Origin of the sequence: Teichococcus aestuarii (assembly GCF_003116135.1) — a bacterium.
GTDB lineage: Bacteria > Pseudomonadota > Alphaproteobacteria > Acetobacterales > Acetobacteraceae > Pseudoroseomonas > Pseudoroseomonas aestuarii.
Genome location: NZ_PDOA01000005.1, coordinates 40,747 through 54,919, shown reverse-complemented (window position 1 = coordinate 54,919; position 14,173 = coordinate 40,747). Strand labels below are relative to the sequence as shown.

Annotated in this window: 14 protein-coding genes; 7 read left to right on the top strand and 7 right to left on the bottom strand. The window is 73.4% G+C overall.

All coding sequences use genetic code 11. From position 1 onward, the window contains the following. The first annotated feature begins 50 nt into the window (after positions 1-50). The gene (locus tag CR165_RS09640; protein ID WP_109516778.1) at positions 51-1,310 is read left to right on the top strand and encodes an MFS transporter; all 1,260 of its coding nucleotides are present in this window, start codon (positions 51-53) and stop codon (positions 1,308-1,310) included. A 1-nt stretch (position 1,311) separates the two neighbouring features. After that, on the top strand, positions 1,312-1,965 hold the full coding sequence (locus CR165_RS09635) for a trimeric intracellular cation channel family protein (protein WP_109516777.1): 654 nt from the start codon (positions 1,312-1,314) through the stop codon (positions 1,963-1,965). A 34-nt stretch (positions 1,966-1,999) separates the two neighbouring features. On the opposite strand, the gene CR165_RS09630 is transcribed toward CR165_RS09635, so the two are convergent. The 3 genes from CR165_RS09630 to CR165_RS09620 are packed head-to-tail and all read right to left on the bottom strand — an operon-like array spanning position 2,000 to position 5,747. Next, positions 2,000-3,103: an alanine racemase gene (locus CR165_RS09630; protein ID WP_109516776.1), complete on the bottom strand. Its 1,104-nt coding sequence runs from the start codon at positions 3,101-3,103 to the stop codon at positions 2,000-2,002. Then, positions 3,100-4,614: a M81 family metallopeptidase gene (locus tag CR165_RS09625; RefSeq protein ID WP_109516775.1), complete on the bottom strand. Its 1,515-nt coding sequence runs from the start codon at positions 4,612-4,614 to the stop codon at positions 3,100-3,102. Before CR165_RS09625 ends, CR165_RS09630 begins: the two co-directional genes overlap by 4 nt. Continuing rightward, complete coding sequence (locus CR165_RS09620) at positions 4,611-5,747, bottom strand: threonine synthase (protein ID WP_181378084.1); 1,137 nt, start codon at positions 5,745-5,747, stop codon at positions 4,611-4,613. Before CR165_RS09620 ends, CR165_RS09625 begins: the two co-directional genes overlap by 4 nt. A gap of 54 nt (positions 5,748-5,801) precedes the next feature. On the opposite strand from CR165_RS09620, the gene CR165_RS09615 reads away from it, so the two are divergent. Next, positions 5,802-6,899 (top strand): M20 family metallopeptidase, encoded by a 1,098-nt coding sequence (locus CR165_RS09615; RefSeq protein WP_109516774.1) that lies wholly within the window; start codon positions 5,802-5,804, stop codon positions 6,897-6,899. Between the two features lie 15 nt (positions 6,900-6,914). On the opposite strand, the gene CR165_RS09610 is transcribed toward CR165_RS09615, so the two are convergent. After that, on the bottom strand, positions 6,915-7,367 hold the full coding sequence (locus tag CR165_RS09610) for a MarR family winged helix-turn-helix transcriptional regulator (RefSeq protein WP_109516773.1): 453 nt from the start codon (positions 7,365-7,367) through the stop codon (positions 6,915-6,917). 72 nt (positions 7,368-7,439) lie between these two features. Between CR165_RS09610 and CR165_RS09605 the strand changes: the two genes are divergently transcribed. Then, positions 7,440-7,802 (top strand): DUF1428 domain-containing protein, encoded by a 363-nt coding sequence (locus tag CR165_RS09605; RefSeq protein WP_109516772.1) that lies wholly within the window; start codon positions 7,440-7,442, stop codon positions 7,800-7,802. A gap of 43 nt (positions 7,803-7,845) precedes the next feature. On the opposite strand, the gene CR165_RS09600 is transcribed toward CR165_RS09605, so the two are convergent. Next, the gene (locus tag CR165_RS09600) at positions 7,846-9,630 is read right to left on the bottom strand and encodes a monovalent cation:proton antiporter-2 (CPA2) family protein (RefSeq protein ID WP_109516771.1); all 1,785 of its coding nucleotides are present in this window, start codon (positions 9,628-9,630) and stop codon (positions 7,846-7,848) included. A 118-nt stretch (positions 9,631-9,748) separates the two neighbouring features. Between CR165_RS09600 and CR165_RS09595 the strand changes: the two genes are divergently transcribed. Then, positions 9,749-10,756 carry a zinc-dependent alcohol dehydrogenase family protein gene (locus CR165_RS09595; RefSeq protein WP_109516770.1) on the top strand — a complete coding sequence of 336 codons (1,008 nt, stop codon included), beginning with the start codon at positions 9,749-9,751 and terminating at the stop codon, positions 10,754-10,756. Positions 10,757-10,850: 94 nt separating this feature from the next. Here CR165_RS09595 and CR165_RS09590 read toward each other — a convergent pair whose 3' ends face one another. Continuing rightward, positions 10,851-11,984, bottom strand: a complete 1,134-nt coding sequence (locus CR165_RS09590) for a M20 family metallopeptidase (RefSeq protein WP_109516769.1) — start codon at positions 11,982-11,984, stop codon at positions 10,851-10,853. Positions 11,985-12,132: 148 nt separating this feature from the next. Between CR165_RS09590 and CR165_RS09585 the strand changes: the two genes are divergently transcribed. Together CR165_RS09585 and CR165_RS09580 are read left to right on the top strand one after the other, a co-directional pair. Further along, positions 12,133-12,714: an LOG family protein gene (locus CR165_RS09585; RefSeq protein ID WP_109516768.1), complete on the top strand. Its 582-nt coding sequence runs from the start codon at positions 12,133-12,135 to the stop codon at positions 12,712-12,714. Positions 12,715-12,742: 28 nt separating this feature from the next. Beyond that, positions 12,743-13,660 carry a bifunctional riboflavin kinase/FAD synthetase gene (locus CR165_RS09580; RefSeq protein ID WP_109516767.1) on the top strand — a complete coding sequence of 306 codons (918 nt, stop codon included), beginning with the start codon at positions 12,743-12,745 and terminating at the stop codon, positions 13,658-13,660. Positions 13,661-13,679: 19 nt separating this feature from the next. Here the strand turns inward: CR165_RS09580 and CR165_RS09575 are convergent, their stop codons facing one another. Beyond that, positions 13,680-14,144: a hypothetical protein gene (locus tag CR165_RS09575; protein WP_109516766.1), complete on the bottom strand. Its 465-nt coding sequence runs from the start codon at positions 14,142-14,144 to the stop codon at positions 13,680-13,682. Between the last annotated feature and the right edge of the window lie 29 nt (positions 14,145-14,173).

Genomic DNA, 14,173 nt, shown 5'->3' with positions numbered 1-14,173 from the left:
CCGCGGCCCGGGCGCAGCCTTGCCCGGCAGTCCGCGCCCGAGGAAACACCATGGCCACGCCCGGCCCCGACACGTCGCATCCACGCCCCGGAGAGCCTCTCCCGCCGCCGCCCGACCGGGACTGGCGCATCATCGGCCTGATCGGCACCGGCCATTTCCTGTCGCATTTCTACATGCTGTGCCTGGCGCCGCTCTTCCCCATCTGGCGCGAGGAGTTCGGCGTCTCCTACGCGGCGCTCGGCCTGTCGGTCGCGCTGATGAGCGGCGTCACCGCCCTGCTGCAGACGCCGGTGGGCTTCCTGGTGGACCGGCACGGGGCGCGGCCCTACCTCATCGGCGGCACGCTGCTGATGACGCTCTCCATCTCCGCCATGGCCTTCGCGCCCAGCTACTGGGTGATCCTGGGGCTGGCCATGCTCTCGGGCATCGGCAACAGCGTCATCCACCCGGCCGACTACGCCATCCTCGCCGGCTCCATCAACAAGGCGCGCATGGGCCGCGCCTTCGCCTGGCACACGCTGACGGGCAATCTCGGCTTCGCGCTGGCGCCGCCCATCATCGTGGCCCTGGCCGCCACCATGGGCTGGCGCTGGGGGCTGATGCTGGTGGGGCTGCTCGGCCTGCCGGTGGTGGGCGCCATCCTGCTGCAGAGCCGCATCCTGGCCGACCAGCCGAAGGCGCGCGGGGCCAAGGCGGCCGAGGGCGGCGCGGCGGTGCTGCTCTCCCGCCCCATGCTGCTGTTCTTCGCCTTCTTCCTGCTCTCCTCCATGGCGGGCTCGGGCATCCAGGCCTTCGTTATCACGGTGCTGGACCAGCTCTGGGGCATCCCCATCGCCATGGGCTCCATGGCGCTCACCGGCTACATGATGGGCGCCACCGGCGGCGTGCTGGTGGGCGGCTGGTTCGCCGACCGCTACACGCGGCACGGCGCCTTCGTCATCGGCCTCACCCTGGTGGCGATGACGCTGATCCTGGCGCTCGGCGCGCTGCCCATCCCCGGGCCGCTGGCCGTGGCGCTGGCCCTCGGCGCGGGCCTCGCGCTGGGCGCCAGCCGCACCCCGCGCGACGTCATGGTGAAGGACGCGGCGCCGCCCGGGCAGATCGGCAAGGTGTTCGGCTTCATCTCCGCCGGCCTGCCGCTGGGCGGCGCGCTGACGCCGGTGCCCTTCGGCCTGCTGCTCGATGCCGGGCTGCCGCATCTGGTGCTGCCGCTGGTGGCGGTGCTGCTCGGCCTCTCGCTGCTCTGCATGGGCGGGGCGCGCGGCAGCGTCCGCGCCAGCCGCGCCCCCACCGCCGCCCCCGCCGAGTAGCGTGTCCGGCCTCGGCCTCCTGCTGGAGGTGCTGAACTGGGCCGGCTCGGCGGCCTTCGCCATCTCCGGCGCGCTGGTGGCCTCGCGCAAGCAGCTGGACCCGGTGGGGTTCATCCTGATCGCCGCCACCACCGCCTTCGGCGGCGGCACGGTGCGGGACGTGCTGCTGGGCCGCACCGCGGCCTGGCTCGGCACGCCGGGGCTGGCGCTGATGGTGGCGCTGCTGGCGCTGGCGGTGTTCTTCACCGCGCACCGGGTGGAGCGGCGCTTCGTGCCGCTGCTCTGGGCGGATGCGGTGGGCATGGCGCTCTTCGCCGTGCTGGGGGCGGAAGCCGCACTCGGCGCGGGCGCCAGCCCCTGGGCGGCCATCCTGCTCGGCATGATCACCGCCACCTTCGGCGGCGCCCTGCGCGACGTCATCTGCGGCGAACTGCCGCTGATCCTGCGGAAGGAAATCTACGCCACGGCGGCGGCGGCGGGGGCCGCGCTGTTCGTGGCGCTCACCCTGGCCGGCACCGACCGCGCCCTGGCGGTGTGCGCGGGCATGGGCGCCGCCTTCCTCATCCGGGCGGCGGCGCTGCGGCGGAGCTGGTCGCTGCCCACCTATAAATCCAGGGCGGGGCGGGATTATCCGGACCAAAGGCCAGGGGAATGAATTCCCCTGGACCTCTTCTTTTTTCTGTCAGTTTTTACCAGCCATTGATGCGGTTCCACACCGCTACCACCTGCCGGCCGCCATCGACCACGTGGTAGCGGTCGAAGGCCGCCGCCGTCAGGCAGGCATGGTTGGGGGCAACACGGACCAGGTCGCCCAGGTGGAGGTCCAGCAGGCCCTCGCCGCCGCGCGCCTCGCCATGCTCCTGGTGGGTGCGCACCACCAGCGCCTCGCCGAAGCACGGCGTCCCATCCGCGCCCAGCACCCGGCCGAACTGGTAGTCGCGCGGCGCGGCCTGGGTGCTGCGGTCCTTCGACAGCGCCAGCGCGCCGGCATCGAGCAGCACCGCCTGCCGCTCCGGCTTGCGGCCGGTGACGCTGGCCAGCACCGTCAGCGCGATGTCCTCCGGTTCATGCACGCCGAGCTGCATCTGCAGCAGGTCGCCGAACATGTAGACGCCCGCCCGCACCTCGGTCACGCCATCCAGCCGCTCGGCATAAAGCACCGTGGGGGAGGAGCCGAGCGAGACGATGCCGACCCTGTGCCCGGCCGCGCGCAGCCGTTCCGCCGCCCCGGTGACGCCCGCCCGCTCCGTCTCGGCGATGCGTGCCATCTCCGCCGCCGAACGCCCGGCATAGGAATGCCCGGCATGGGTCATCACGCCGGCCAGCCGCCCGCCCAGGATCGCCGCCAGCTCCGGCAGCAGGGAAGAATCGGGCGCCACGCCGCCCCGGCCCTCGCCCACATCCACCTCGATCAGCGCGGTGAGCGGGCCGGGATGCGCGGCCACGGCGCGCGCCACCTCGGCATCGTCCAGGATCACCTTCACGGCGGCGCCGGCGGCGTTCAGCGCGGCGATGGCATCGAGCTTCCGCGGCGTGACGCCCACGGCGTAGATCTGGTCCCGGTAGCCGCCTTCCGCGAAGTAGCGCGCCTCGGCCAGCGTCGAGACGGTGATCGGGCCGTGGCCGGGGGCGGCGAGCGCCGCCACCTCCAGGCTCTTGGCGGTCTTCATGTGCGGGCGCAGCACCACGCCGGGGTGGCGCGCCACCGCCGCCGCCATGCGCGCCAGGTTGCGCTTCAGGATGCCGAGGTCGAGCACCAGGGCCGGGGTGGGCAGGTCGTCGAGCGTGGTCATGCGGGGCTCCAGCGCGTCTCGGGGTCCAGCGGCAGCACGGGGCGCGGCAGCCTGGTCCAGGCGAAGCGGTCGAGGATGGGGGAGGTCAGGCCGGGCGCGTCCACCTCGACGATCCGGCCGTTGGAGAAGAACTCGTCGAAGCCGCCGCGGAAATGCCCGCGCGACTTCACCACCACCGCCCGCGCCGCGCCGATGTCGAGGCCCAGGTGCTCGAGGAAGGCGGGGTCCGCGCATTGCGTGCGGCGGCTGATGACCACCACGGTGATGCCGCCCAGCCGCAGCGCGGCGGTGGGGCCGAGCCGCATGGCGGTGTTGGCGAAGATGCCGCGCCGCCCCGTCACCGCGCCATCCGAGAGCGCCACCACCTCCGCCTCGGCGGCGAAGGGGTGGGCGAAGCCCTCGCCCGCCTTGCCCCGGTTGAAGCGGGCGGTGAAGCGGGCGCCCTGCCCCAGCGCATGCGCCTCGGCGGCCAGCGCGGGGTCGTGGATGACGCCGAAGATCGCGCCCTGCACCCCCGCCTCGTGGAAGGCCCGCAGGATGAACATGGTGTTGCCGCCGCCGCCACCGCCCGGGTTGTCCGCCACGTCGGCGAAGGCCAGCGGCACCTCGGAGGTCTGCGCGCGCTCCACCGCATCGGCCAGCGAGGTCAGCTTCGCCACGAAGCGGTCGCGCCGCGCCCAGGCGGCCTCGGCCAGCTTGGTGGCCAGCGCCTCGCAGGCCGCCGCGTCCGGGCCGGTGACGATGACGGCGAAGCCGTTGAAGGGCGTGTCGCCATAGGCGAAGCCCGCCATGGCCGAGACATTGGCCACACGCTGCGGCCCCAGTTCCGCAAGCCGCTCCTGCCCGAGGTCGATCACCTCGGCATAGGGGCCGTGGGACGTCAGCAGGCTGACGGTGGGCGCTACGATCGGCAGCCGGCGGAAGGCGCGGCAAAAACGCTCGCCGGCCAGCAGCCGGCGCATCAGCTGCGCCGATTCCGCGCCGCGCTCGCGCATGTCCAGATGCGGGTTGGTGCGGTAGCCCACGAAGGCGTCGCAGTCGCGCACCATGCTGTCCGAGACATTGGCGTGCAGGTCGTAGCTGCACACCAGCGGCACGCCCTCGCCCAGCACGTCGCGGATCAGCGCCTGCAGCGCGCCCTCGGGGTCGTCCATCTCCGTGGCGAGGCCGGCGCCGTGCATCACGCAATAGACGCCATCCACCGCGCCGCGCAGCGCCTCCAGCCCGGCGCGCCACTGCGCCAGCATGGCGTCGAACAGCGTCTGCTCCACCGGCCCGTTCGGCTCGGCCATGGCGAGCAGGAGAGGCAGCGGCCGCCACGGCCCGGCGGCGTCCATCTCCGCCACGAAGCCCGGCATCTCGGCCAGCGCCACGGGGGCGGCGGAGCGGGCATCCTCCAGGATCGCCTCGCCCTCCAGCCAGCAGCGGAAATCCTCCCGCCGCGCCACGGGGGCGAAGCGGTTGCACTCGATCGAGAAGCCCAGCAGGGCGATGCGCGGGGCGGCGGTCACAGGCTCACCCCCGCCAGCTCGGCATGGCGCTGCGTGGCCTTCAGGCCGCTGCCCGTCAGCACCACCACGGTGGTCTCCTCCTCGCGGATGGTGCCGTCCTCCAGCAGCCGGCCGAAGGCGGCGGCGGCCTGGGCGCAGGTCGGCTCGACGTAGAGGCCGCGCCGCGCCAGGCCGCGCGTGGCGCGGACGATCTCGGTCTCGCTCAGCAGCACGGCGCCGCCCCGGCTCTCGCGCAGCACCGCCAGCACCTCGGCCCTGCGCAGCGGCTGGGCGATGGCGGTGCCCTCGGCGATGGTGGGAATGGGGTCGGCGGCGTCCTCGCCGAGCCATTCGCGGGCGATCGGGCCGCAATTCTCCGGCTGCGCGGCGAAGATGCGCGGCAGCCGCCCGATCTCCCCCGCCCGCATCAGCTCGCCGAAGCCGATGCCGCAGCCCAGCACGTTGGAGCCGGCGCCGCAGGGGACGATGACGTTGTCCGGCGCGCGGAAGCCGAGATCCTCCCACAGCTCGTAGGCCAGCGTCTTGGTGCCGTGCAGGAAGAAGGGGTGCCAGTTGTGGCTGGCGTAGAAGATCTCCGCCGCCGGGTCGCTGCCCTCGGCGAGCGCCGCGTCGGCGCAATCCTGCCGGCTGCCCGGCACCAGCTGGATGCCGGCGCCCATGGCGCGGGACTGCACGGTCTTGGCCGGGCTGGTCGAGGCCGGCACCATGATCTTGGCGCGCATCCCGCCGGCGGCGGCATAGGTGGCGATGGCGGCGCCGCCATTGCCGGAGCTGTCCTCCAGCACCGCCTCGATGCCCTGGTCGCGCAGCAGCGAGAGCATCACCGAGGCGCCCCGGTCCTTGAAGCTGCCGCTCGGCATGAACCACTCGCACTTGAAGCGCACCGGCGCGCCGGCCCACTCCCCACGCAGCAGGGGGGTGCAGCCCTCGCCCAGGCTGATCGGCGCCGCGGGCATGAAGGGCAGCGCGGCGGCATAGCGCCACAGGCTGCGCTCCCCGCCGGCGATGTCGGCCCGGGTGATGCCGGGCAGGTCGGTCAGCAGCAGGGGCTGGCCCTCGGGGCCACACCAGCGGGGGGTGTCGAGCGGCCAGGTGCGGCCGGAGCGGGGGTCGAGATAGGCGGCGTTCGGCATGATGAGACACCCTGGCTTGCGCAGGCGCGCCCGGCAAGGGTACCCCCTTGCCCCATGCAACACGCCGATGCCGTCGCCCGCCTCGCCGCCGACCTCGTCCGCCTGGACAGCCGCAGCTTTGTCTCCAACCGCGCGGTGGCCGACCGCATCGCGGCCGAGCTGGAGGGCTTCGCGCTGGAGCGGCTCGACTATGCGGACGCCGCCGGCGTGGCCAAGCAGGTGATCGTCGCGCATCGCGGCCCGCCCGGCGGGGTGGCGCTGTCCGGCCATATGGACACGGTGCCGGACACCGGCTGGACGGACGACCCCTTCTCGGGCCGCATCGACGCGGAAGGCGTGCTGCACGGCCTCGGCGCGGCCGACATGAAGGGGCCGCTCGCCGCCTGCATCGTGGCGGCCCGCACCCTGCCGGCGCACCTGCCCGCCACCCTCCTCATCACCACCGACGAGGAGACCACCAAGATGGGCGCGCGGCGCATCGCCGACCATTCCGCGCTCGCCCGCCAGGCGGCGCCGCGCGGCATCGTCGTGGCCGAGCCCACGAGGATGCTGCCGGTGCGCGGCCACCGCAGCAACATCGACTTCATCGCGGTGGCGGAGGGGGTGCAGGCGCATTCCTCGCTCGGCGTGGGCCGCAACGCCAACTGGGCGCTGATCCCCTTCCTGGTGGAGATGCAGGCGCTGGCCGAGCGGCTGCGCGACGACGCCACCCTGCACGACGCCGCCTACGCACCCCCCTTCAGCGACTTCAACCTGGTGCTCGACAACCATGGCGCGGCGGTGAACGTGACGGTGCCGAAGGCCACCGCGCGCATCAAGTTCCGCTACAGCCGCAGCATCGACCCCAGCCCCATCGTGGCGGCGGTGGAGGCGGCCGCCGCGCGGGCCGGCGTGACGCTCGACGTCATCCGCCAGGGCCGCCCGCCCGAGACGCCTGCCGACCACCCCTTCATCCGCGCCGCCGAGGCCGCCACCGGCCACGCCGCCGAGACCCGCCCCTTCGGCACCGATGCCAGCGAGCTGCAGGAGATCGCCCCCTGCGTGATCCTGGGCCCGGATGTGATGGACACCGCCCACTCCCCGCGCGAGCGCGCCCACCTGGCGCGGCTGGCGGCGGCGGTGCCGGTGTTCCACCGGCTGATGGGCGGCTGACGGGCGGCTGGGGCCTCAGGACAGCGCGCGCAGCGCCGCGCGCAGCGCATCGGGCGGCACCGGCGCCGGCGCGGCGGCCAGCTCCGCCTCCACCACCCCATGCAGCGCGCGCCAGGCCGGCACGGCGCGGGCCAGCACCGCCTGCCCCTGCTCCGTCAGCGAGAGGCGGCGGCTGCGCCGGTCCTGCGGGTCGGTGCCGATGGCCACCAGCCCGTTCCGCTCCAGCGGCTTCAGTGCTGCGGTCAGGGTGGTGCGGTCCATGGCCAGCAGCGCCGCCACCGGGCCGAGGGGCGGCGGCTCCGGCCGGTTCAGCGCCATCAGCAGGGAGAACTGGCCGCTGGTCAGCCCCAGCGGGCGCAGCGCCTCGTCGAAGCGGCGGGCCAGGGCGCGCGCCGCGCGCTGCGTATGCAGGCAGAGGCAGGCATCCCGCACCTCCAGCGTCGTTGCGTAGGGCACATGTTTTGACATGCGGCTTTTATGTTGATATCAACATAAAAATCAAGGGCGCAACGGCCCGGAGAGCAGGGAAGGAAAGCAGGCATGCAGTATGTGGAAGGTTTCGTCCTGGCCGTGCCGGCCGGCAACAGGGAGGTCTATCGCCGCCACGCCGCCGAGGCGGCGGCGCTGTTCCGCGAGTTCGGCGCCACCCGCGTGGTGGAATGCTGGGGCGACGACGTGCCGGATGGCAAGGTCACCGACTTCCGCGGCGCGGTGAAGGCGGAGGCGGGCGAGATCGTTGTCTTCAGCTGGATGGAGTTCCCGAGCAAGGCGGTGCGCGACACGGTGCATGCGCGCGTCATGTCCGACCCGCGCATGAAGGCCATGATGAGCGGCGAGACGCCCATGCCCTTCGACGGCAAGCGCATGATCTATGGCGGCTTCACCACCCTCCTCGACAGCTGAGGCCGCCCTCCGGCGGCAGGCCTGGCGGGGCCGCGCGGGCGCCTCACTCCCCCGGCACGGCCTCGGGGGCCGGTTGCCCGGGGGCGTGCTGCGGCCGCGGCGGCGTCAGCGGCTCCGGCCCGATGAACGGGCCGCCCATCGCCTGAGCCGCCAGCCGCTCGCGGTCGCGCAGCCGCACCGCGTGCTCCGCCGCCTGCGCCTCCTCGCGCGGCAGGCCGAGCGCCAGCAGCGCCTCCCGCCCCAGCAGCAGCGCCGATTCCACCGTCTCGCGCACCGGGGCCTCGATGCCGCGCGCCATCAGCGCCAGGGCGTGCACCCGGTCATAGGCACGCACCAGGCAGGGCGTCTCGGGGAAGGCCTCCTGCACCACGGCCACCACGCGGTCGGTCACCTCCGGCCGGTCGGTGCAGACCACGATCATCCGTGCCCGCCCGGCGCCGGCGGCGCGCAGCACGTCGAGCCGCGTGCCGTCGCCGTAGTGCACGCGGGCGCCGAAGCGGCCCGCCTCCTGGATGCGGTGGGTGTCGTTGTCGAGCAGGGTGAGGGAGAGGCCCTGGCGCAGCAGCACCTGCGAGACAAGCTGGCCGAAGCGGCCGAAGCCCACCACCAGCACGCTGCCGCGCGCGTCGGAGTAGTCCTCCTCCGGCATCGGGCGGCGGCACAGCGCCAGCAGGCGCGGCGCCAGCCGCAGCAGCGGCGGGGTGGTGGCCATGGAGAGGGTGACGAGCGCCACCAGCAGGCTGGCGAGCGAGGGCGCCATCACCCCCGCCGCCGCGGCCGCCGAATAGAGCACGAAGCCGAACTCGCCGCCCTGCGCCAGCACCAGCCCGACGCGCAGCGCGGTGGCCGGCGGGTGGCCGAAGGCACGCGCCGCGCCATAGGTGGCCAGCGCCTTCAGCGCCACCAGCAGCAGCACGCCGGCCAGCAGCAGCGGCGCCTGCGCCCAGACCACCCCGAGATCGACGCTCATCCCCACCGACAGGAAGAACAGACCGAGCAGCAGGCCGCGGAACGGCTCGATATCCGCCTCCAGCTCGTGCCGGTAGTTGGATTCGGCCAGCAGCACGCCGGCCAGGAAGGCGCCGAGCGCCATGGAGAGGCCGGCCAGCGCCATCAGCCCGGCGGCGCCCAGCACCACCAGCAGGGCGGCGGCGGTCATGATCTCGCGCGCGCCGGAGCGGGCCAGCAGGCCGAAGAGCGGGTTGAGCAGGTAGCGCCCCGCCAGCACCACCGCCGCCACCGCGCCTAAGCCCAGCGCCACCCCCACCCAGGCCGGATGCTCCGCCGCCGCCGGGTGCGGCGAGAGGAAGGCCACCAGCGCCAGCAGCGGCACGATGGCGAGGTCCTGCAGCAGCAGCACGGCGAAGGCGGTGCGGCCATGCGGCGCTTCCAGCTCGCCCTTCTCCTCCAGCAACTGCATCACCAGGGCGGTGGAGGAGAGCGCCAGCCCCAGCCCGGCCACCACCGCGGCCGCCCAGCCATGCCCGAGCAGCCAGGGCAGCGGCGCCAGCAGCGCGGCGCAGAGCAGCACCTGCGCCGTGCCGAGGCCGAGGCCGAGGATGTCCCGCCGCAGCGCCCAGAGCCGGCCGATGTTCAACTCCAGCCCGATGATGAACAGCAGCAGCACGATGCCGAACTCGGCGATGCCGGCCACCCGCTCCGGCTCGCCGAACAGCCCGAGCCCCCAGGGCCCGATGACGATGCCCGCCGCGATGTAGCCCAGCACCGAGCCGAGACCCGCCCGCTTGGCCAGCGGCACGGCGATGACCGCCGCGCCCAGGAACACCATGGGCGCCAGGATGGGGGTGAGATGGCTGGCCTCGGCCATGAGGATGTTCCCTGCAGGTGGAGGGCCTGATTAGGGCACCCCGCGCACCACCCTGCAACGATGCCGCCAGCGGCCCATTTCCTCCCCGTCACACCGGACAAGTGAAGAGGAGCCTTCGATGAAAGGCATTGTGCTGCACGCCCCCGGCGGGCTGGACCGGCTGGAGCGGGCGGAGATGGACGACCCCGGCGCCCCCGGCCCCGGCGAGATCCGTGTCCGCCTCCACGCCAGCTCGCTGAACTACCACGATTACGGCGTGGTGGCCGGGCGGATGCCGACGGCGAATGGCCGCATCCCCATGTCGGACGGCGCCGGCGTCGTGGAGGCGGTGGGTGCCGGCGTGGCGGAGTTCGCGCCGGGGGACCATGTGGTCTCGGTGTTCTTCCCCACCTGGATGGACGGCGCGGCGACGCTCGGTGACTTCTCCACCGTGCCGGGCGACGGGGTGGACGGCTATGCGCGGCAGGCGGTGGTGCGCCCCGCCACCTGGTTCACCCGCGCGCCACGCGGCTGGAGCCATGCCGAGGCGGCGACGCTGACCACCGCCGGCCTCACCGCCTGGCGCGCCCTGGTGGGCGATGGCGCGCTGAAGGCGGGCGAGGTGGTGCTGGTGCTGGGCACCGGCGGCGTCTCGATCTTCGCGCTGCAATTCGCCCGCATGATGGGGGCGCAGGTCATCGTCACCTCCTCCTCGGACGAGAAGCTGGAGCGCGCCCGCGCCCTTGGCGCCGCGCACACCCTCAACTACCGCGAGCACGAGGATTGGGGCCGCCGGGCACGGGACTGGACGGGCGGGCGCGGCGTCGATCACGTGGTGGAGGTGGGCGGGCCGGGCACTCTGGCGCAGTCCATCCAGGCGGTGCGCGTCGGCGGCCACATCTCGCTGATCGGCGTGCTCACCGGGCGCGGCGGGGAGGTGCCGACCGCGGCGCTGATGGCGAAGCAGGCGCGGCTGCAGGGCCTCATCGTCGGCAGCCGGCGGCAGCAGCAGGAGCTGGTGCGGGCGCTGGAGGCCACCGCGGTGAAGCCGGTGATCGACCGAAGCTTCACGCTGGAAGAAATCTCGGACGCCTTCCGCCACCAGGAGGCGGGGGCGCATTTCGGGAAGATCTGCCTGGAATTCTAAACAAGTCGTTCTTTTTTGGAAAAAAGAACCAAAAAACTTTTGTCAGTTGGCGTCACGCTGATGGTGAGGCGGGACGCCAGACTGACAAAGTCTCTTACCCCAGCGTCTCCAGCAGCTCGCACAGCGTGCCGCAGCGCGGCGCCAGCTCGCGCCACAGGATGTGCTCGAACTCCGCATGGGCGCCGGCGCCGGAGCAGCCGAGGCCGTCGAGCGTGGGCACGCCCATGGCGGCGGTGAAGTTGCCGTCCGAGCCGCCGCCACGGTGCTGCTTCGGCAGGTCGTAGCCGAGCCGGGCGGCGATCTCCCGGGCACGGGCGTAGAGCGCCAGGTTGCCCGGCCCCTCCTCCATCGGCGGGCGGTTGAGGCCGCCCTCCACGGCCACCGTGGTGCCCTCGGGCTGCGCGCCCGCCATGGCCTTGATGGCGGCCTCGATGCGCGCCCCGTCCTCCAGCGTGGCGACGCGGAAATCCACCTCGCACCCTGCCTCGTTCGGGATCACGTTCGGCCGCGTGCCACCCCAGATGGGCGCGCAGTTGGTGGTGGTGCCGCCGGGCAGGTCCACCAGCGCATGGATCCGCCCGATCAGCCGCGCCAGGGTGACGACGGCGCTGGCGCCGTCCTGCCAGTTGCCGCCGGCATGGGCGCTCTGCCCCTGCACGCGGATGGTGAAGCGCCCCACCCCCTTGCGCGCGGTGACGCAGCACTTGTCGGCCCCGCCCGCCGGCTCCGGGATCAGCACGGCGCAGGCGCCCGCCGCCTCGCGCTCGATCAGCGCCCGGCTGGTGCCGCTGCCCACCTCCTCGTCCGAGGTCAGCAGCAGGGTGATGGGGCTCTTCGTCGCCACCTTCTGCCGCAGGATCTCCCGCACCGAGTGGAAGGCGAAGAAGCTGCCGGCCTTCATGTCGTAGATGCCGGGGCCATAGGCCTTCTCGCCCTCCACCCGGAAGGGGATGGTGTTGGCCAGCGTGCCGTGATCCCACACCGTGTCCAGGTGGCCGGCCACCAGAACGGGCTTTCCGGCGCCGGGAGTGCGCGCCACCAGGTGGTCGCCGAAGCCGCGCGTACCGGGGATGCGCTCGACCACCGCGCCCACGGCGCGCAGCTCGGCCTCGGCCTTGTCCATCAGCCCGTTGATGGCGGAGGGGTCGGTGGTGGGGGTCTCGTGCTCCACCCAGCCGCGGAGTTCCTCCAGCAGGCGTTCGCTGGTGCCGAGTTCGGTGACAGGCATGGGGCCGTTCGCTCCTTCCGGTTGGGCCGGCGGTTGTCGCGCCCCATGGCCGGCTTGTCCATCCGGGCGCCCGCCGCTAAGGCATTGGTCTTCTTTCCCCGGCGGCCGGGCGAACCCGGCCTGGCGGCCAACCGGAATGACTGTGCCGATGAAGCGTGTCTGTGTGTTCTGCGGCTCCAACCCGGGCCTGAACCCGGCCTATGCCGCCGCCGCCCGCGCCATGGGGCGCGCCATCGCGGCGCAGGGCCTCGGCCTCGTCTATGGCGGCGGCCATGTCGGGCTGATGGGCATCGTGGCCGACGCCGCCATGCGCGGCGGCGCCGAGGTCATCGGCATCATCCCCGAGACGCTGATGAAGCGCGAGGTCGGGCATGGCGCCATCACCGACCTGCGGGTGGTCTCCACCATGCATGAGCGCAAGGCGATGATGGCCGACCTGGCGGATGGCTTCGTCGTGCTGCCGGGCGGCATCGGCACGCTGGAGGAGGCGGTGGAGGCCTTCACCTGGACGCAGCTCGGCATCCACGACAAGGGCCTCGTCTTCCTCGACACCGCCGGCTACTGGCAGAGCCTGTCGTCGGTGTTCGACCACATGGTGGCCGAGGGCTTCCTGCACGAGAAGCACCGCGCCATGGTCACCTTCGCCGAGGACCCGGACGCGGCGCTGGAGGCGCTGGCCCGCTTCACGCCGGTGACGGTGGAGAAATGGGCCGAGAAGACGCAGCGCTGAGCCCCGCCGCGATGGGTGCCGCCCCGCCATGATCCTCTCGGACTGGAAAGCCATCCCCGAGGCCGCGCGCGGCGCCACCGTGGCGCTCGGCAATTTCGACGGCGTGCATCTCGGCCACCGCGCCGTGCTGCGCGCCGCCCATGCCGCGCGGCCCGGGCTGAAGCTGGTGGCGCTGACCTTCGAGCCGCACCCGCGCGAGCATTTCCGCCCCGACGACCCGCCCTTCCGCCTCACCCTGGCCGAGGCCAAGGCGCGGGCGCTGATGGCGGCGGGCGCCGATTTCGTGCTGGCCCTGCCTTTCGACGCCGCCCTCGCCGCCATGCCGGCCGAGGCCTTCGTCTCCGAGGTGCTGCACGGCGCGCTCGATGCCCGCCATCTCTCCTGCGGCGCCGATTTCGCCTTCGGCCACCGCCGCGGCGGCGACGTGGCCTTCCTCGCCGCGCGGGCCGAGGCGCTGGGCATGGGCCTCTCCGTGGTGCCGCCGGTGACGGATGCGGGCGGCCCCCTCTCCTCCTCCCGCATCCGCCGCGTGCTGCAGGATGGCTACCCGGAGCGCGCCGCGCGGAAGCTCGGCCGGCCGTGGGAGATCTGCGGCACGGTGAGCCATGGCGACAAGCGCGGCCGCACCATCGGCTTCCCCACCGCCAACATCCCGCTCGGGCGGCACCTGGAGCCGGCGCGCGGCGTCTACGCCATCCGCGCCACGCTGGCCGGTGGGCAGGTGGTGCCGGGGGTGGCCAATATCGGGCTGCGCCCCACCGTGGGCGGCACGGAGAGCCGGGTGGAGGCGCATCTCTTCGACTACCAGGGCGATCTCTACGGGCAGGAGGTCTCGGTGGCGCTGCTGCACTTCCTCCGCCCCGAGAAGCGCTTCGCCGGCCTGCCGGAGCTGGTGGCGCAGATCGGGGCCGACGCCGCCGAGGCCCGCCGCCTGCTGCTGGGCTGAAGGCGCGGCGGGAAGGGCCCTATTCCTTCCCGAAGCCCAGCGCCCGCAGCGCCGCGATGCTGCCCGCCGCCGAACGGTGATGCACGAAGACGCCGCCCTTCTTCTCCCACCCCTCGGCGGCGCTCGCCCGGTCATCGACCAGGACATGCCCCGGCCCGGACCAGCGCGGCTTCTCGCGGCTCATGCAGGTGATGACGGGCACATGCGCCCCCAGCATCCGCGCCACCCAGCGGCGCTTCTGCTCCGGCGCCCAGGCGCCGAGCGGCAGGCCGGTGAGGATGGTGGGGTGGCAGGGCGCGCAGAAGCGCCAGAGCTCCTGCGCGTCGTGCATGAACTCCAGCGTCTCGAAGAAGCGCGGCGCGCGGGCGAGCGCGGCCCACATGGTCCTGAGGGGCAGCGCCTCGGGCCGCTGGCCGGTGATGGCGTGCACGCCGCGGTCGAAATCGGCCAGCACGCCGTCGAGGTCGAGAAAGAGCGGGGGCATGGGCGGGCTCCGGCAAAAGGGGTCCGGCG

Bases quoted from the DNA above. Each gene is read 5' to 3' on its own strand.
- CR165_RS09640 (WP_109516778.1), top strand. From the start codon at position 51: ATGGCCACGCCCGGCCCCGACACGTCGCATCCACGCCCCGGAGAGCCT.
- CR165_RS09630 (WP_109516776.1), bottom strand. From the start codon at position 3,103: ATGACCACGCTCGACGACCTGCCCACCCCGGCCCTGGTGCTCGACCTC.
- CR165_RS09620 (WP_181378084.1), bottom strand. From the start codon at position 5,747: ATGCCGAACGCCGCCTATCTCGACCCCCGCTCCGGCCGCACCTGGCCG.
- CR165_RS09615 (WP_109516774.1), top strand. From the start codon at position 5,802: ATGCAACACGCCGATGCCGTCGCCCGCCTCGCCGCCGACCTCGTCCGC.
- CR165_RS09610 (WP_109516773.1), bottom strand. From the start codon at position 7,367: ATGTCAAAACATGTGCCCTACGCAACGACGCTGGAGGTGCGGGATGCC.
- CR165_RS09605 (WP_109516772.1), top strand. From the start codon at position 7,440: ATGCAGTATGTGGAAGGTTTCGTCCTGGCCGTGCCGGCCGGCAACAGG.
- CR165_RS09600 (WP_109516771.1), bottom strand. From the start codon at position 9,630: ATGGCCGAGGCCAGCCATCTCACCCCCATCCTGGCGCCCATGGTGTTC.
- CR165_RS09595 (WP_109516770.1), top strand. From the start codon at position 9,749: ATGAAAGGCATTGTGCTGCACGCCCCCGGCGGGCTGGACCGGCTGGAG.
- CR165_RS09590 (WP_109516769.1), bottom strand. From the start codon at position 11,984: ATGCCTGTCACCGAACTCGGCACCAGCGAACGCCTGCTGGAGGAACTC.
- CR165_RS09585 (WP_109516768.1), top strand. From the start codon at position 12,133: ATGAAGCGTGTCTGTGTGTTCTGCGGCTCCAACCCGGGCCTGAACCCG.
- CR165_RS09580 (WP_109516767.1), top strand. From the start codon at position 12,743: ATGATCCTCTCGGACTGGAAAGCCATCCCCGAGGCCGCGCGCGGCGCC.
- CR165_RS09575 (WP_109516766.1), bottom strand. From the start codon at position 14,144: ATGCCCCCGCTCTTTCTCGACCTCGACGGCGTGCTGGCCGATTTCGAC.